The sequence below is a fragment of the Streptomyces sp. NPDC088817 genome (assembly GCF_044750345.1).
Classification (GTDB): domain Bacteria; phylum Actinomycetota; class Actinomycetes; order Streptomycetales; family Streptomycetaceae; genus Streptomyces.
On sequence record NZ_JBIVJN010000016.1, the window covers coordinates 52553 to 66257 of the forward strand.

Annotated in this window: 16 protein-coding genes, 1 tRNA gene and 1 pseudogene; 10 read left to right on the forward strand and 8 right to left on the reverse strand. The window is 69.8% G+C overall.

What is annotated here, in order from left to right:
- Positions 1 to 61 precede the first annotated feature (61 nt).
- Positions 62 to 955 carry an LLM class flavin-dependent oxidoreductase gene (locus tag ACIP4X_RS26575; protein WP_401350951.1) on the reverse strand — a complete coding sequence of 298 codons (894 nt, stop codon included), beginning with the start codon at positions 953 to 955 and terminating at the stop codon, positions 62 to 64.
- Positions 956 to 1085: 130 nt separating this feature from the next.
- On the opposite strand from ACIP4X_RS26575, the gene ACIP4X_RS26580 reads away from it, so the two are divergent.
- Positions 1086 to 1397 carry a calcium-binding protein gene (locus ACIP4X_RS26580; RefSeq protein ID WP_358732097.1) on the forward strand — a complete coding sequence of 104 codons (312 nt, stop codon included), beginning with the start codon at positions 1086 to 1088 and terminating at the stop codon, positions 1395 to 1397.
- A gap of 52 nt (positions 1398 to 1449) precedes the next feature.
- Positions 1450 to 1698: a hypothetical protein gene (locus tag ACIP4X_RS26585; protein WP_358732096.1), complete on the forward strand. Its 249-nt coding sequence runs from the start codon at positions 1450 to 1452 to the stop codon at positions 1696 to 1698.
- On the opposite strand, the gene ACIP4X_RS26590 is transcribed toward ACIP4X_RS26585, so the two are convergent.
- On the reverse strand, positions 1658 to 2041 hold the full coding sequence (locus ACIP4X_RS26590; protein ID WP_401350953.1) for a hypothetical protein: 384 nt from the start codon (positions 2039 to 2041) through the stop codon (positions 1658 to 1660). The two genes, ACIP4X_RS26585 and ACIP4X_RS26590, sit on opposite strands and share 41 nt — an antisense overlap.
- Before the next feature lie 62 nt (positions 2042 to 2103).
- Here ACIP4X_RS26590 and ACIP4X_RS26595 point away from each other — a divergent pair, with 62 nt between their 5' ends.
- Entirely contained in the window at positions 2104 to 2352 is a 249-nt protein-coding gene (locus ACIP4X_RS26595) for a hypothetical protein (RefSeq protein WP_391459006.1), read from the forward strand.
- The gene (locus ACIP4X_RS26600) at positions 2349 to 2750 is read left to right on the forward strand and encodes a DNA-binding protein (protein ID WP_401350955.1); all 402 of its coding nucleotides are present in this window, start codon (positions 2349 to 2351) and stop codon (positions 2748 to 2750) included. The genes ACIP4X_RS26595 and ACIP4X_RS26600 overlap by 4 nt, the downstream gene beginning before the upstream one ends.
- Before the next feature lie 47 nt (positions 2751 to 2797).
- Here the strand turns inward: ACIP4X_RS26600 and ACIP4X_RS26605 are convergent.
- From ACIP4X_RS26605 to ACIP4X_RS26615, 3 genes and pseudogenes are all read right to left on the reverse strand, one after another.
- Positions 2798 to 3046, reverse strand: a pseudogene (locus ACIP4X_RS26605) (LLM class flavin-dependent oxidoreductase); the annotation flags it as partial.
- 78 nt (positions 3047 to 3124) lie between these two features.
- A complete protein-coding gene (locus ACIP4X_RS26610) occupies positions 3125 to 3673 on the reverse strand; it encodes an RNA 2'-phosphotransferase (RefSeq protein WP_401350957.1) in 549 nt (182 codons plus the stop codon).
- 124 nt (positions 3674 to 3797) lie between these two features.
- Positions 3798 to 5810 (reverse strand): SDR family oxidoreductase, encoded by a 2013-nt coding sequence (locus ACIP4X_RS26615; protein WP_401350959.1) that lies wholly within the window; start codon positions 5808 to 5810, stop codon positions 3798 to 3800.
- Here ACIP4X_RS26615 and ACIP4X_RS26620 point away from each other — a divergent pair.
- The 6 genes from ACIP4X_RS26620 (at position 5785) to ACIP4X_RS26645 (ending at position 10055) form a co-directional block, all read left to right on the forward strand.
- Positions 5785 to 6822, forward strand: a complete 1038-nt coding sequence (locus ACIP4X_RS26620; protein ID WP_391459043.1) for an ATP-binding cassette domain-containing protein — start codon at positions 5785 to 5787, stop codon at positions 6820 to 6822. The two genes, ACIP4X_RS26615 and ACIP4X_RS26620, sit on opposite strands and share 26 nt — an antisense overlap.
- Positions 6812 to 7720 carry an ABC transporter permease gene (locus ACIP4X_RS26625; RefSeq protein ID WP_391459002.1) on the forward strand — a complete coding sequence of 303 codons (909 nt, stop codon included), beginning with the start codon at positions 6812 to 6814 and terminating at the stop codon, positions 7718 to 7720. The genes ACIP4X_RS26620 and ACIP4X_RS26625 overlap by 11 nt, the downstream gene beginning before the upstream one ends.
- The gene (locus ACIP4X_RS26630) at positions 7717 to 8628 is read left to right on the forward strand and encodes an ABC transporter ATP-binding protein (RefSeq protein ID WP_358732084.1); all 912 of its coding nucleotides are present in this window, start codon (positions 7717 to 7719) and stop codon (positions 8626 to 8628) included. Before ACIP4X_RS26625 ends, ACIP4X_RS26630 begins: the two co-directional genes overlap by 4 nt.
- 10 nt (positions 8629 to 8638) lie before the next feature.
- Positions 8639 to 9358 carry an ABC transporter permease gene (locus ACIP4X_RS26635; protein WP_358732082.1) on the forward strand — a complete coding sequence of 240 codons (720 nt, stop codon included), beginning with the start codon at positions 8639 to 8641 and terminating at the stop codon, positions 9356 to 9358.
- Positions 9359 to 9461: 103 nt separating this feature from the next.
- On the forward strand, positions 9462 to 9701 hold the full coding sequence (locus ACIP4X_RS26640) for a hypothetical protein (protein WP_401350961.1): 240 nt from the start codon (positions 9462 to 9464) through the stop codon (positions 9699 to 9701).
- 267 nt (positions 9702 to 9968) lie between these two features.
- A tRNA-OTHER gene (locus ACIP4X_RS26645) sits at positions 9969 to 10055 on the forward strand.
- A 14-nt stretch (positions 10056 to 10069) separates the two neighbouring features.
- On the opposite strand, the gene ACIP4X_RS26650 is transcribed toward ACIP4X_RS26645, so the two are convergent.
- The 3 genes from ACIP4X_RS26650 to pheA form a co-directional block, all read right to left on the reverse strand.
- Complete coding sequence (locus ACIP4X_RS26650) at positions 10070 to 10882, reverse strand: HAD family hydrolase (RefSeq protein ID WP_401350963.1); 813 nt, start codon at positions 10880 to 10882, stop codon at positions 10070 to 10072.
- Positions 10879 to 12156, reverse strand: coding sequence for a serine--tRNA ligase (gene serS, locus ACIP4X_RS26655; RefSeq protein ID WP_358732076.1), 1278 nt, complete (start codon positions 12154 to 12156; stop codon positions 10879 to 10881). The genes ACIP4X_RS26650 and serS overlap by 4 nt, the downstream gene beginning before the upstream one ends.
- 548 nt (positions 12157 to 12704) lie before the next feature.
- Positions 12705 to 13637 (reverse strand): prephenate dehydratase, encoded by a 933-nt coding sequence (pheA, locus tag ACIP4X_RS26660; RefSeq protein WP_358732074.1) that lies wholly within the window; start codon positions 13635 to 13637, stop codon positions 12705 to 12707.
- Positions 13638 to 13705 lie beyond the last annotated feature (68 nt).

Consider the following 13705-nt stretch of genomic DNA (forward strand, 5'->3'; position numbering starts at 1 on the left):
ATTGTCGCCTATATGTCCGCACGATCGTGCGAGAGTTCGCACATTTGAGGGGTTGCCTCGGTCACGTCAGCTGGGAGGGTGCTTCCATGGCGATTCGCTCGAAGACCTTCTGGTCCGCGGCGAAGTCCGAGTCGGGGATCGGCCAGTGGATCACGATCTCGGTGAAGCCCAGCTCCCGGTGGCGGCCCGCGAAGTCGACGAACGCGTCGAGGGACTCGAGGGGACGACCGCGGTCGGGGGTGAATCCGGTGAGCAGGACCTTGTCGAGCGCGGAGGCGTCACGGCCCGCGGCGGCACAGGCGTCCGCGAGCTTCTCGGTCTGGGCGCGAAGGGCCTGGACGGACTGCTCCGGCGTGCCGTTCTCGTAGAGCTTCGGGTCACCCGTGGTCACCCAGGCCTGCCCGTACCGTGCGGCGAGCCGCAGCCCGCGGGGCCCGGTCGCGGCCACGGCGAAGGGCAGCCGGGGCCGCTGCGCACAGCCGGGGATGTTGCGCGCCTCGTGCGCCGCGTAGAAGTTGCCCTCGTACGACACCGCGTCCTCGGTCAGCAGCCGGTCGAGCAGCGCCACGAACTCGGCGAAGCGGTTGGCCCGCTCCCGCGGCGTCCAGGGCTCCTGCCCGAGAGCTGTGGCATCGAAGCCGGTGCCGCCGGCGCCGATGCCGAGCGTGATGCGGCCCCCGGAGATGTCGTCGAGGGAGATCAGCTCCTTGGCGAGAGTGACCGGGTGCCGGAAGTTCGGCGAGGTCACCAGGGTACCCAAACGCACACTCTGTGTAGCTGTCGCCGCAGCAGTCAACGTGGGAGCCGCCCCGAACCAGGGTTCCTCCCGGAAGGTCCGCCACGACAGGTGGTCGTAGGTGTACGCGGCGTGGAACCCGAGGTCCTCGGCCCGCCGCCAGATCTTCTGTCCTTCGTCCCATCGGTGGATGGGAAGGATCACCGTGCTCAGACGCATGACCGTGACCCTACGTCGTCCGAGTTGCCATCTGGTGGCCCGCGGCACCGGCCAACACCGACCCCGGAGGTGGGATACCAGCGGTGCCATGGCCACCCGGTGTCACCCCGAGGGTCGCTAGTGTTGTCCCATGAGCGTGTTGGACACGGCAGAGCTTGAGGCCATGATCGAAGAAGTGACGGTCGACGCCTACAACGAGGACGAGCAGCTGACCGGTCTGTTCACCATGCTTGAGGAGCACCTCGACCTGCCCTTCACCACCGCGGTTCTCGGCGTCGAGGTAACCGTGCGCGGCGTTGACCTCACGCCGGAAGGCAGGATCGTCGCCTTGTGCTCTCGCGGCGGCGCGCGGCAGTCGATCGGAATCCTGGAGCTGCCGTTGCCCAGCCCGGCGCCCGATGGTGCGGAGTGGATCGAGGCGTACCGTCACTGGGCCGGTTGAGTGCGGGCACCTCACACCCCACACGGAACTGGCTCGTATGGAAGGGCTGAACGTGGCTGACGCCGTACAGGGCGCGAATCAAGGTGCCGGCGAACCGTCGCTGACCGACCTCATCGAGCGCAGCGCCGAGTTGAAGGGGCAGTTGGTCACCTTCGGGCAGAGCGCCCGCTTCGACCAGTGGTTGACGCCCCTTCTGCTGGAGGCCGCAGGGCCTGAGCGGCAGTTGGACGAGGGCGAGGCGATCCGGAACATCGACCACTTCATCCTGCGGTACCGCCTGCCGACCTGCCGGTTGCCTTGAGGATCACGAGGGACGAGAGCATGGGCTCAAGCCCTTGGCTGTCCCGGCGGCAGGCGTCACCCAGTAGGAGGCTGATGATCGGGCCGCGGTAGTGGACGTTGTGCCCCTTCGCCTTCAGTTCTTTACTGAGGGACTTGTACCAGCCGTCGGTGCGGCCTTCTCGCGCCCAGCGCCGAAGGATCTCCATCGTCTCGTCCAGCGCGGACAGGTACGCGGCATCGCCCTGCTTCATCCGAACCCCACCCCGTCTCGGCAATGCCCCCACACTGTCCGGGACATGCGCATCGACGACGCCGATTACCGTGCACGCCGAGGCCACCCGACCGCCGCGGCTGCGGTCCATGGGGCGGAGGAGCCGCAGACCAGAAGGACCCGAGCGTGCGCATACCGCAGTATGCTCAAGGCATGGCGGAAACGACGCGGATTACAGTGACACTGCCGACCGACCAGGTCACCGAACTGAGAAAGCTCACTGACAACGTCTCCGGATATGTCGCCGAGGCGGTGGCCCGTCAGCTACGGCATCAGTTGCTCGGCGCCGACCTGCTGCATCACCAGGAGGAACACGGGGCGTTCACCGAGGAGGAGCTGGCCGAGGCCCGCTCCAAGATCTTCGGCGCTGCGGGCAGCGACGGGTCGGCGAGCGCGGCGTGATCGAACACGTCGAGACCGTCGTCCTGGACTCCCAGGGGCTCTCCGCCTGGATCGCTCAGGACCGCAAGATCCTCGCAATGTTCCAGGTGTTCCACACCATGGGTGCCGATTTCGTCATCGGGGCCAACACCATCGTGGAGGTCAGTCATGCGAGGGTGAACATGCCCCGACTGCAGTGGGTACTCTCCCGCGTCAAGGTCGAGCCGGTGACCGAGAGCGCGGCGAAGGCGTCTGCGGGACTGCTCAAGGCTGCCGGTCTGCACGGCCACAAGTACGCCATCGACGCCACCGTGGCCGAGGTCGCACTGCGCCAGCCGGCCCCGGTGGCCATGCTGACCTCCGATGTCGACGACATGGCCCGCCTGTGCGGCGACCGCGTCCGGCTCATCGGCATCTGACCGGGCCACTGCGCTCGCCGACCGAATGGAATCTTCGCAGCTCAGGATGTGATAGGCGAAAGAGGCTTGACTGAGGTCACCAGGGTGCCCAGCCGCATCCGCTCCGTCACGGCCGCGGCGGCGGTCAGTGTCGGCACGGCCCCGAACCACGGGCCGTCGCGGAAGCTGCGCCAGGACAGGTGGTCGTAGGTGTAGGCGGCGTGGAAGCCGAGCTGTTCGGCACGTGTCCATGTCGAACGGCCGCCCTCGTGCCAGCGGCGATACGGAAGGATCACGGTGCTCAGGCGCAGACTCATGGACCCGAGCCTAGACACTCGCGGGTGTTTCACGTGAAACGGTCACCGCGGGGGGCCGTCGGCCGAGGGCTGAGATCGTCAGCGGGTCTCGGAAAACCGCAGGTACCGGGGCGGCACGGTCTGAGTCAGCCACACCCCGTTGGCGCTGACATGGAAGACATGGCCGTCGCGGTGCATGGCGCTGGCGTCCACCGCGAGGACGACCGGGCGACCACGGCGGGCGCCGACACGTGTCGCGGTCTCGCGGTCGGGCGAGAGGTGTACGTCATGCCGGTCCATCGACCGAAGCCCCTCGCTGCGGATCGCCTCCAGCCTGGCGGCCACGGTCCCGTGGTAGAGGTACGGCGGCGGCGTCGCGGCCGGCAGCCCGAGGTCGACGTCGATGGTGTGGCCCTGACTGGCGCGGATGCGGCTGCCCTCGATCGCGAAGCGCCGCTTGTCGTTGGTGGCGACCACATGGTCCAGTTCCTCGCGGGTGAACCGGAAGCCGTGCGCGGCCGCCGCCGTGATCAGTGCGTCGATTTCGACCCAGCCGCCCTCGTCGAGTGTGAGCCCGATCCTCTCGGGCTGGTGGCGAAGGTGTTTGGCGAGGTACTTCGACACCTTCACGGTGCGTCTTTCGTCCATGCCCCCAGCATGCTGGGGGAGACGCGGATCACGCAGGTCAATTTCGCCCGCGAGGTTTGATCCACAGCAAAGTGATGTTGTCCACAGGCTGGGGACCCGTATCTGTGGACAACTGGCCGCCGATTCAGGCGCGTTGGCCCGGATCCGTGGTACCCAGCGGTGGTTTCGCCCGCGCCAGCCGGCGTCGCGCCCCCGGGCTGAAGCGGGACATCGCGCGCAGGAGGCGGGCCTCCGGGGTCACCGCCACCACCGCCTCGTCGCGCACCACCGCGCGCAGGATCGCGTCGGCCACCTTCTCCGGCGGGTAGCCACGCAATCCGTAGAGGCGGGCCGCGCGCTGCCTGCGGCGCCGCTGCTCCTCCATGTCGACGCCCACGAAGTGCGCCGTGGACGTGATGGCGGTATCGACGAAGCCGGGACAGACCGCCGTGACGCCGATCCCCCGCCCAGCCAGTTCCGCGCGCAGGCACTCGCTCAGCATCAGCACCGCCGCCTTGGAGGTGCTGTAGGCGGACAGGGCCTTCGACGGCTGGTACGCCGCCGCGGACGCGGTGTTGACGATGTGGCCGCCCTGGCCCCGCTCGGCCATGGGCCTCCCGAACAGGCGGCAGCCGTGGATCACTCCCCACAGATTGACGTCGAGGACCTTCCGCCAGTCCTCTGGGGTGTGGTCGAAGAACGAGCCGGACAGGCCGATGCCCGCGTTGTTCACCAGGACGTCCACCACTCCGTACTCGGCATGGACCTTCCCGGCCAGCTCCTCCATGGCCTGCCCGTCGGAGACGTCCACCGTCTCGGTCCAGGCGGCCGGAGCCCCGAGCTGCCGGGACCGCTCGGCGGTGCGGGCCGCGGCCTCTGCGTCCCGGTCGACTGCCACCACGCGCGCACCTGCCCGGGCGAAGGCGTATGTTGTGGCCCGTCCGATGCCGCTGCCCGCGCCGGTGACCAGCACGAGCTGCCCGGCGAAGCGGTCGGTGTACTTCCCGGTGGCGGCCGGCTGCGGTTGCCCGCCCTCGGTGGCCGTGACGAACTGGGCGATCCAGGTGGCCAGCTGGTCGGGCCGGGTGCGCGGGACCCAGTGCCCGGCGGGCAGCGTGCGGCGCACCAGCCCGGGAGCCCACTGCTCCAGGTCGTCGTACAGGCACTCCGAGAGGAAGGCGTCGTCGAGCGGGGTGACGAGCTGCACCGGCGCGTGCGCGTGGGCGTCGGCCCGTGGTTCACGCAGCCGGGCCCGCACGTTGTCCCGGTACAGCCAGGCGCCGTGCGCCGCGTCCCGGGGCAGCGACGAGGTCGGGTAGTCGTCGCCGGGGATCTTCTCGACGCGCCTCAGAACGGCCGGCCAGCGCTTGCCGAGCGGGCCGCGCCAGGCCAGCTCGGGCAGCCTGGGCGTGTGGAGCAGGTACACGTACCAGGACTTGGCGCCCTGGCCGAGGAGCTGGACCACCCGGCGCGGGGTCGGGCGCCTGACACGCCCGGCGATCCAGTGGCCGAAGTGGTCGAGGGACGGCCCGGACACCGAGGTGAAGGAGGCGATCCGGCCCTCGGTGCGCCGGACGCTGACGAACTCCCAGGCCTGCACCGAGCCCCAGTCGTGTCCCACCAGGTGCACCGGCCTGCCGGGACTCACCGCGTCGGTGACCGCCAGGAAGTCGTCGGTCAGCTTCTCCAGGGTGAAGCCCCCGCGCAGGGGTCGCGGCGCGGTGGAGCGGCCGTGTCCGCGGACGTCGTAGAGCACGACGTGGAAGCGGCCGGCGAGGCGCTCGGCGACCTCGGACCAGACCTCCTTGCTGTCCGGATAGCCGTGCACCAGGACGACCGTCGGCTGCCCGGCATCGCCCAGTTCGGCCACGCACAGCTCGATCCCGCCCGTGCGCACCCGGCGCTCCCGCGCGTCCTTCAGCGTCGTCACTTCGCCTCCGCCCGGGTCGGATCCGACTGCCGTACGTGCCTGTGCTGTGCCTGTGCCGTGGTCCTGGCGACTCTGGCACTTGTTAGACCAGCCGTCAACAATGCGGTCCTGGTGCCGGAACTCCGTGGGCCGCCCGGCCCCCAGGGCCCACCCCCTAGGGTCCCCGTAATACTCGAGGGGGACCCCAAGACGGCTCTGGGGTCTGACGACCGGCGTGGTCCGGATCACTACCGTCGAAGACGTGACTGTGATCGCGACCGAAAGCCTGAGCAAGCGGTTCCCACGGGTGACCGCGCTTGACCGGCTTACCGTGGACGTCGGGCCGGGTGTGACCGGACTCGTCGGCGCCAACGGAGCCGGCAAGTCCACACTCATCAAGATCCTGCTGGGTCTGTCCCCCGCCACCGAGGGGCGCGCCGAGGTCCTCGGCCTCGACGTCGCCACCGAGGGCGCCGCCATCCGTGAGCGCGTCGGCTACATGCCGGAGCACGACTGCCTGCCGCCCGACGTCTCGGCCACCGAGTTCGTCGTCCACATGGCGCGCATGTCCGGCCTGCCCCCGACCGCCGCGCGCGAGCGCACCGCGGACACCCTGCGCCACGTCGGCCTGTACGAGGAGCGCTACCGCCCCATCGGCGGCTACTCCACGGGCATGAAGCAGCGCGTGAAGCTCGCCCAGGCCCTGGTGCACGACCCGCAGCTGGTCTTCCTCGACGAGCCGACCAACGGCCTCGACCCGGTCGGCCGCGACGACATGCTCGGTCTGATCCGCCGCATCCACACCGACTTCGGCATCTCGGTCCTGGTCACCTCCCACCTCCTGGGCGAACTGGAGCGCACCTGCGACCACGTGGTCGTCGTCGACGGCGGCAAGCTCCTGCGCTCCAGCTCCACCACCGACTTCACCCAGACCACGACGACCCTCGCCATCGAGGTCACCGACAGCGACGAGCACCCGGACGGCACCCGCGCGGTACGCGAAGCGCTCCAGGCGCGCGGCGTGGAGACCCAGGACGGCACCGGCCTGCCGGGCGCGGGACACGTCCTGCTGCTCACCGCCCAGGGCGAGGACACCTACGACCTGGTGCGGGACGTGATCGTGGACCTCGGACTCGGCCTCGTGCGCATGGAGCAGCGACGCCACCACATCTCGGAGGTCTTCCGGGACAGCGACGAACAGCACGACGCACAGGGGAAGAACGACGCACAGGGGAAGGAGGCGGTCGGCCATGGCGGTTGAGCACACCGCGGCAGCGCCCACGGGTGACCAGACCCGCATCCACAACATCGGCTACCGCAGCTACGACGGCCCCCGCCTCGGCCGCGCCTACGCCCGCCGCTCGCTGTACTCGCAGTCCCTGCGCGGCGCCTACGGCCTCGGCCGCTCGGTGAAGTCCAAGGTGCTGCCGATGCTGCTGTTCGTGGTGATGTGCGTGCCCGCGGCCATCATCGTCGCCGTCGCGGTCGCCACCAAGGCCAAGGACCTGCCCATCGAGTACACGCGCTACGCCATCATCATGCAGGGCGTCATCAGCCTGTACGTCGCCTCGCAGGCACCCCAGTCCGTCTCGCGCGACCTGCGCTTCAAGACCGTGCCGCTGTACTTCTCACGCCCCATCGAGACCGCCGACTACGTGCGCGCCAAGTACGCGGCGCTGGCCTCCGCGCTGTTCATCCTGACCGCCGCCCCGCTGCTCGTGCTCTACGTGGGCGCGCTGCTGGCCAAGATGGACTTCGCCGACCAGACCAAGGGATTCGCCCAGGGAGTCGTCTCCGTGGCACTGCTCTCACTGCTCTTCGCCGGCATCGCCCTCGTCATCGCCGCCGTCACACCCCGGCGCGGCTTCGGCATCGCCGCCGTGATCGCCGTGCTGGTCATATCCTACGGCGCCGTCTCCACCCTCCAGGCCATCGCGGAGGTCCGGAGCAACTCCGGCGCCATCCCCTGGATCGGCCTGTTCTCACCGGTCACCCTGATCGACGGCGTGCAGACCGCCTTCCTGGGCGCGACCTCCTCGGCACCCGGCGGTGTCGGCCCGGGCAGCGGACAGGGCGTCGTCGACGTCCTCGTCGCCCTGGGCGTCATCGCCGCCGCGTACGGCCTCCTGCTGCGCCGCTACAAGAAGGTGGGACTGTGACGACCCTCAGCATCGACCACGTCTCCCGCTGGTTCGGCAACGTGGTCGCCGTCAACGACATCACCATGACGATCGGCCCCGGCGTCACCGGACTGCTCGGCCCCAACGGCGCCGGAAAGTCCACGCTGATCAACATGATGGCCGGCTTCCTCGCCCCCTCCACCGGCACGGTCACCCTCGACGGCCAGGCGGTGTGGCGCAACGAGAAGATCTACCGGCACATCGGCATCGTCCCCGAGCGGGAGGCGATGTACGACTTCCTCACCGGCCGCGAGTTCGTCGTCGCCAACGCCGAACTGCACGGCCTGGGCGCCAAGGCCGCCCAGAAGGCCCTCGCCACCGTGGAGATGGAGTACGCGCAGGACCGGAAGATCTCCACCTACTCCAAGGGCATGCGCCAGCGCGTGAAGATGGCCTCCGCGCTGGTCCACGACCCCTCGTTGCTCCTGCTCGACGAGCCGTTCAACGGCATGGACCCGCGCCAGCGCATGCAGTTGATGGACCTGCTGCGGCGCATGGGCGACGAGGGCCGCACCGTGCTGTTCTCCTCCCACATCCTGGAGGAGGTCGAACAACTCGCCTGGCACATCGAGGTCGTGGTCGCCGGACGGCACGCCGCCAGCGGCGACTTCCGCAGGATCCGCCGCCTGATGACCGACCGGCCGCACCGCTACCTCGTGCGTTCCAGCGACGACCGGGCACTGGCGGCCGCGCTGATCGCCGACCCGTCGACGTCCGGCATCGAGGTCGACCTCGCCGAGGGCGCGCTGCGCGTCCAGGCCGTCGACTTCGGCCGGTTCACGACCCTGCTGCCGAGGGTCGCCCGGGACCACGGCATCCGGTTGCACACGGTCTCGCCCTCAGACGAGTCCCTCGAGTCCGTCTTCTCGTATCTGGTCGCGGCGTAGGAGGCCGAAGATGTACGACCCCACAGTCGCCCGGCTCACCTACCGGGCCCTGCTCGGCCGTCGCCGGGCCCTCATCCTCGGCGCGCTGCCGCTGCTGCTGATCGTGATCGCCACGGCCGTCCGCGCCCTCGCCGGAGCCGACGACCAGACCACGGTGAACGTCCTGGGCGGGTTCGCGCTCGCCACCATGGTGCCGATCATCGGCGTCATCGCCGGCACCGGGGCGATCGGACCGGAGATCGACGACGGCTCGGTGGTGTACCTGCTGTCCAAGCCGCTCAAGCGGTCGACGATCATCTTCACCAAGCTGATCGTGGCGATCGCGGTGACCATGGTCTTCTCCGCGGTGCCGACCCTGGTCGCCGGGCTGATCCTCAACGGCAACGGACAGCAGATCGCCGTCGCCTACACGGTGGCCGCGCTGGTCGCCTCCATCGCCTACGCGGCCCTCTTCCTCCTGCTGGGCACGGTCTCCCGGCACGCGGTGGTCTTCGGGCTCGTCTACGCGCTGGTCTGGGAGGCGCTGTTCGGCTCCCTGGTGGCCGGGGCGCGCACGCTGAGCGTCCAGCAGTGGGCGCTGGCCGTGGCGCACAAGGTCTCCGGCGGGGACATGGTCACCTCCGACGTCGGGCTGCCGACGGCGACCGTGCTGCTGGTGGCGGTGACCGTCCTGGCCACCTGGTACGCCGGACAGAAACTGCGGTCGCTGACCCTCGCGGGCGAGGAGTAGTGAGGCATCCGCTCGGGGCCGGGCGCTCCTGCCCGGCCTTGACGGAGGCTTCACCTTCACCCGGGCACACTGGGCAAAGCGGATGAAGCGGCAGGAGGATGTGATGGCGGGCGACGTGCCGGAGAGCGAGGGCCGGGGGGCGAGCGGGGACACGTGGGACGACGTCGTCCTGGACGCCGACTTCATACGTGGCGCCGGGACCACCGAGCCCTCGGCCCGGGCGCGGATGCTCGCCGCACGCTGGCGGCGCGAGGAGCCCGAGCCCCAGCCGTGGCGTTCCGACGAGCCGCCCGCCGGATGGTTCTTCAGCAAGGCCCGCCGGCGTCGGTGGCGGCGCAGGTGAAGAGGCCCTGGGCGCCCGGTAATTCGGTGGCGCCCAGGCCGTCGTAACGGCACAGTGGTGGTGTTCACCGCGCCGGATCGTGCCGGCGCCACGTTCTGGGAGAGGAGCTGGGTCATGCCGATGCACGGCAGTACGCCGAGCTCCCGACAGGGCAGCCCGCGGCGGGCTCCGGAGTAACTACCGGCTCCGTCGAGCCCGCCTCGCACGGGGAGCTGCCCGGGGCGGCCGCTTCGAGCACGCGAATCCCTTCGCGTGGGCCGCCCACCCGGAGGATTGGCCGAGTGGCAAGGCACCGGCTTGGTTCAAGCCGCGGTCGGGGTCATCCCCGCGCACGTTCGATCCGTGCATCCTCCGCCGAGACCGAAGATTCAGCCCGCCAGCTTCTCCAGCAGCACCGCGATACCGTCCTCGTCGTTCGAGGCCGTCACCTCGTCCGCGACCGCCTTCAGTTCCTCGTGCGCGTTGGCCATCGCCACGCCCCGCGACGCCCAGGCGAACATCGGGACGTCGTTGGGCATGTCGCCGAAGGCGATGGCGTCCGCCGCCTTCAGACCCAGCCGCCGCGCGGCCAGCGAAAGCCCCGTCGCCTTGGACAGGCCCAGTGGCAGCAGTTCGACGATGCCCTCGCCGGCCATGGTGACCGAGACGAAACCGCCCGCGATCCGGCGGGCCACGTCGGCCAGTTCGTCGTCCGTGAGGTCAGGGTGCTGGACGTAGACCTTGTTGAGGGGCGCGCTCCACAGATCCGCGACGTCCGTGAACGGCGTCGCCGGCAGCGGGCCCGCGACCGCGTAGCCGGGACCGACCAGCACCTCGCCGTCCAGGCCGTCGCGGCTCGCCGCCAGATACAGCGGACCGACCTCCGCCTCGATCTTGGCCAGGGCCACCGCCGCCAGTTGCCGGTCCAGGGTCACCGAGGTCAGCAGACGGTGCTCCCCGGCGTCGTACACCTGGGCGCCCTGGCCGCAGACGGCGAGGCCCCGGTAGCCGAGGTCGTCCAGGACGTGCCGGGTCCAGGGCACCGCGCGGCCCGTGACGACCAAGTGCGCGGCACCTGCCGCGGTGGCCGCGGCGAGCGTCTCACGGGTGCGTCGCGAGACCGACCCGTCGGAGCGCAGAAGCGTCCCGTCGAGGTCGGTCGCGATCAGCTTGTAGGGGAACGGCCCGGCGACGGGTCTCACTTGGCCACCGGTTCCAGGACCTCCCGGCCGCCGAGGTAGGGACGCAGCACCTCCGGCACCCGCACGGAGCCGTCGGCCTGCTGGTGGTTCTCCAGGATCGCGACGATCGTGCGCGGGACGGCGCACAGCGTGCCGTTGAGCGTCGCCAGCGGGCGGACCGCCTTGCCGTCACGGAAGCGGATCTGGAGCCGGCGGGACTGGAACTCGGTGCAGTCCGAGGTCGAGGTCAGCTCGCGGTACTTGCCCTGGGTCGGAATCCACGCCTCGCAGTCGAACTTGCGCGAGGCCGAGGCGCCCAGGTCGCCCGAGGCGACGTCGATCACACGGAACGGCAGCTCCAGCGAGGTCAGCCACTGCTTCTCCCACTCCAGCAACCGCCGGTGCTCCTCCTGCGAGTCCTCGGGGTGGACGTAGGTGAACATCTCGACCTTGTCGAACTGGTGGACACGGAAGATGCCCTTGGTGTCCTTGCCGTGCGAGCCGGCCTCGCGGCGGAAGCACGGCGAGAACCCGGCGTACCGCAGCGGCAGGCGCTCGGCGTCGATGATCTCGTCCATGTGGTACGCCGCCAGTGGCACCTCGGAGGTGCCGACCAGGTACAGGTCGTCCTTGTCGAGGTGGTAGACGTCCTGGGCCGCCTGCCCGAGGAAGCCCGTGCCCGCCATCGACTGGGGGCGGACCAGCGCGGGGGTCAGCATCGGCGTGAAGCCGGCCGCGGTGGCCTGGGCGATCGCCGCGTTCACCAGCGCCAGCTCCAGCAGGGCGCCGACACCGGTGAGGAAGTAGAAGCGCGAGCCGGAGACCTTCGCGCCGCGCTCCACGTCGATCGCGCCGAGGACCTGGCCGAGCTCCAGGTGGTCCCTGGGCTCGAACCCCTCGGCGGCGAAGTCGCGGATCGTGCCGTGCGTCTCCAGCGTGACGAAGTCCTCCTCGCCGCCGACGGGCACGTCGGGGTGGATGAGGTTGCCGAGCTGGAGGAGGAGCTCCTGGGTCTCGGCGTCGGCCGCGTCGCGCTCGGCGTCGGCGGTCTTGACGTCGGCGGCGAGCCCGCTCGCCCGCTTCAGCAGCTCGGCCTTCTCGTCACCCGAGGCCTTGGGGATGAGCTTGCCCAGCGCCTTCTGCTCGGCGCGCAGCTCGTCGAAGCGGACGCCGGACGACCTGCGCCGCTCGTCGGCAGACAGGAGGGAGTCGACGAGCGCGACGTCCTCTCCACGGGCACGCTGCGAGGCGCGCACACGGTCGGGGTCCTCACGGAGCAGACGAAGGTCAATCACGCGGTCAAGGCTACCGGTGCGACGTTCCACCCCACGACCCAGTATTCCGAACCACGCCTTACGTACCGTTATGGGGGAATTGCTTCCCGTGTCAATAATGGAGGCCCGGCTCCCTGGAACGAGGCAGGTGGCGGGCGCCGGGTTGACCTGATTCCCTTGTACGGAAAGGGACTTGGGGTCGAGTTGTCCACAGGGATCCACAGTCGGCGGAGAGTTTTCCACAGGCTGTGTGGAAGATCTGTGGATTTCGGAATTGATCACTCCGGAAGCGTGGCACGGAGGGAGGAATTCCCGTCTCGATGTGTCAGGACGCCCACTTTCGGGTGGAAAGGGGTCGCCCCAAAAGATGAACCAAAGGAGACAGGTGGACGAAGGGTGACCTGTGGTCCCCCGACCGCTCTTGGGTGCTGAAGGGCGATTTGTCGACCGAGTCCCCATTGGATGTCGACTTGTCCCCAGGTCGAGAGGGCCGAGGGCGAGAGGGTGTGGATAACTTCTGTGGACAACGAGCGTCCGCAGGCAGCACCGGCCGGAATCGGCGCGACCGGCTAGAAACGACCGTCCTGGCAGCGTGCCACCCAGTCCGCCGCCGCCACGAACTCCGCGTCCGAGGTCCCGGTCAGCAGAGGCCGCAGGTCCGCCGTGTCGGCGTCCGCCCGCGGATACGAGCCCAGGAAGCGGACCTGGAGGCAGATCCGCTTGAGCCCCATCAGGGCCTCCGCCATCCGACGGTCGGTGATGTGGCCCTCGGCGTCGACGCAGAAGCAGTAGTTGCCGATACCGGCGCCGGTCGGGCGGGACTGGAGCAGCATCAGGTTGATACCGCGGGTGCTGAATTCGCCGAGCAGGTCGCGCAGCCCGCCGGGATGGTCGTCGCGCTGCCACAGCACCACGGACGTCTTGTCCGTACCGCTCGGCGCGGCGGGTCGCGCGGGCCGGCCGACCAGCACGAACCGTGTCTGCGCGTTCTCCGCGTCGTGGATGTTCGTCTCCAGGGGCACGAGCCCGTAGCGCTCGGCGGCGAACTCACCGGCGAACGCGGCGTCGTAGCGGCCCTCCTGGACCAGGCGGGCGCCGTCCGCGTTCGAGGCGGCCGACTCCCAGACGGCGTCCGGCAGGTTCGCCGAGAGCCAGTTGCGCACCTGCGGCTGGGCGGCCGGGTGAGCGGTGACCGTCTTGATGTCCGACAGTGTCGTACCGGGCCTGACCAGCAGCGCGAAGGTGATCGACAGCAGCACCTCGCGGTAGATCATCAGCGGCTGGCCCGCGACCAGCTCGTCCAGCGTGGTGGTGATGCCGCCCTCGACGGAGTTCTCGATCGGCACGAAAGCGGCCTCGGCCTCGCCGGCCCGGACGGCGTCCAGTGCGGACTGCACGGACACGTACGGGACGAGTTCCCGGGTGGCCGTCTCGGGGAGAGTGCGCAGGGCGACTTCGGTGAAGGTGCCCTCGGGGCCGAGATACGCGTAGCTCGCTGGCATGACCTCACCCTAATGGCCGCGGCCGGACCCGGCTCGCGTGTCTCACGGACGCCCCTCCCGCGGGTGAA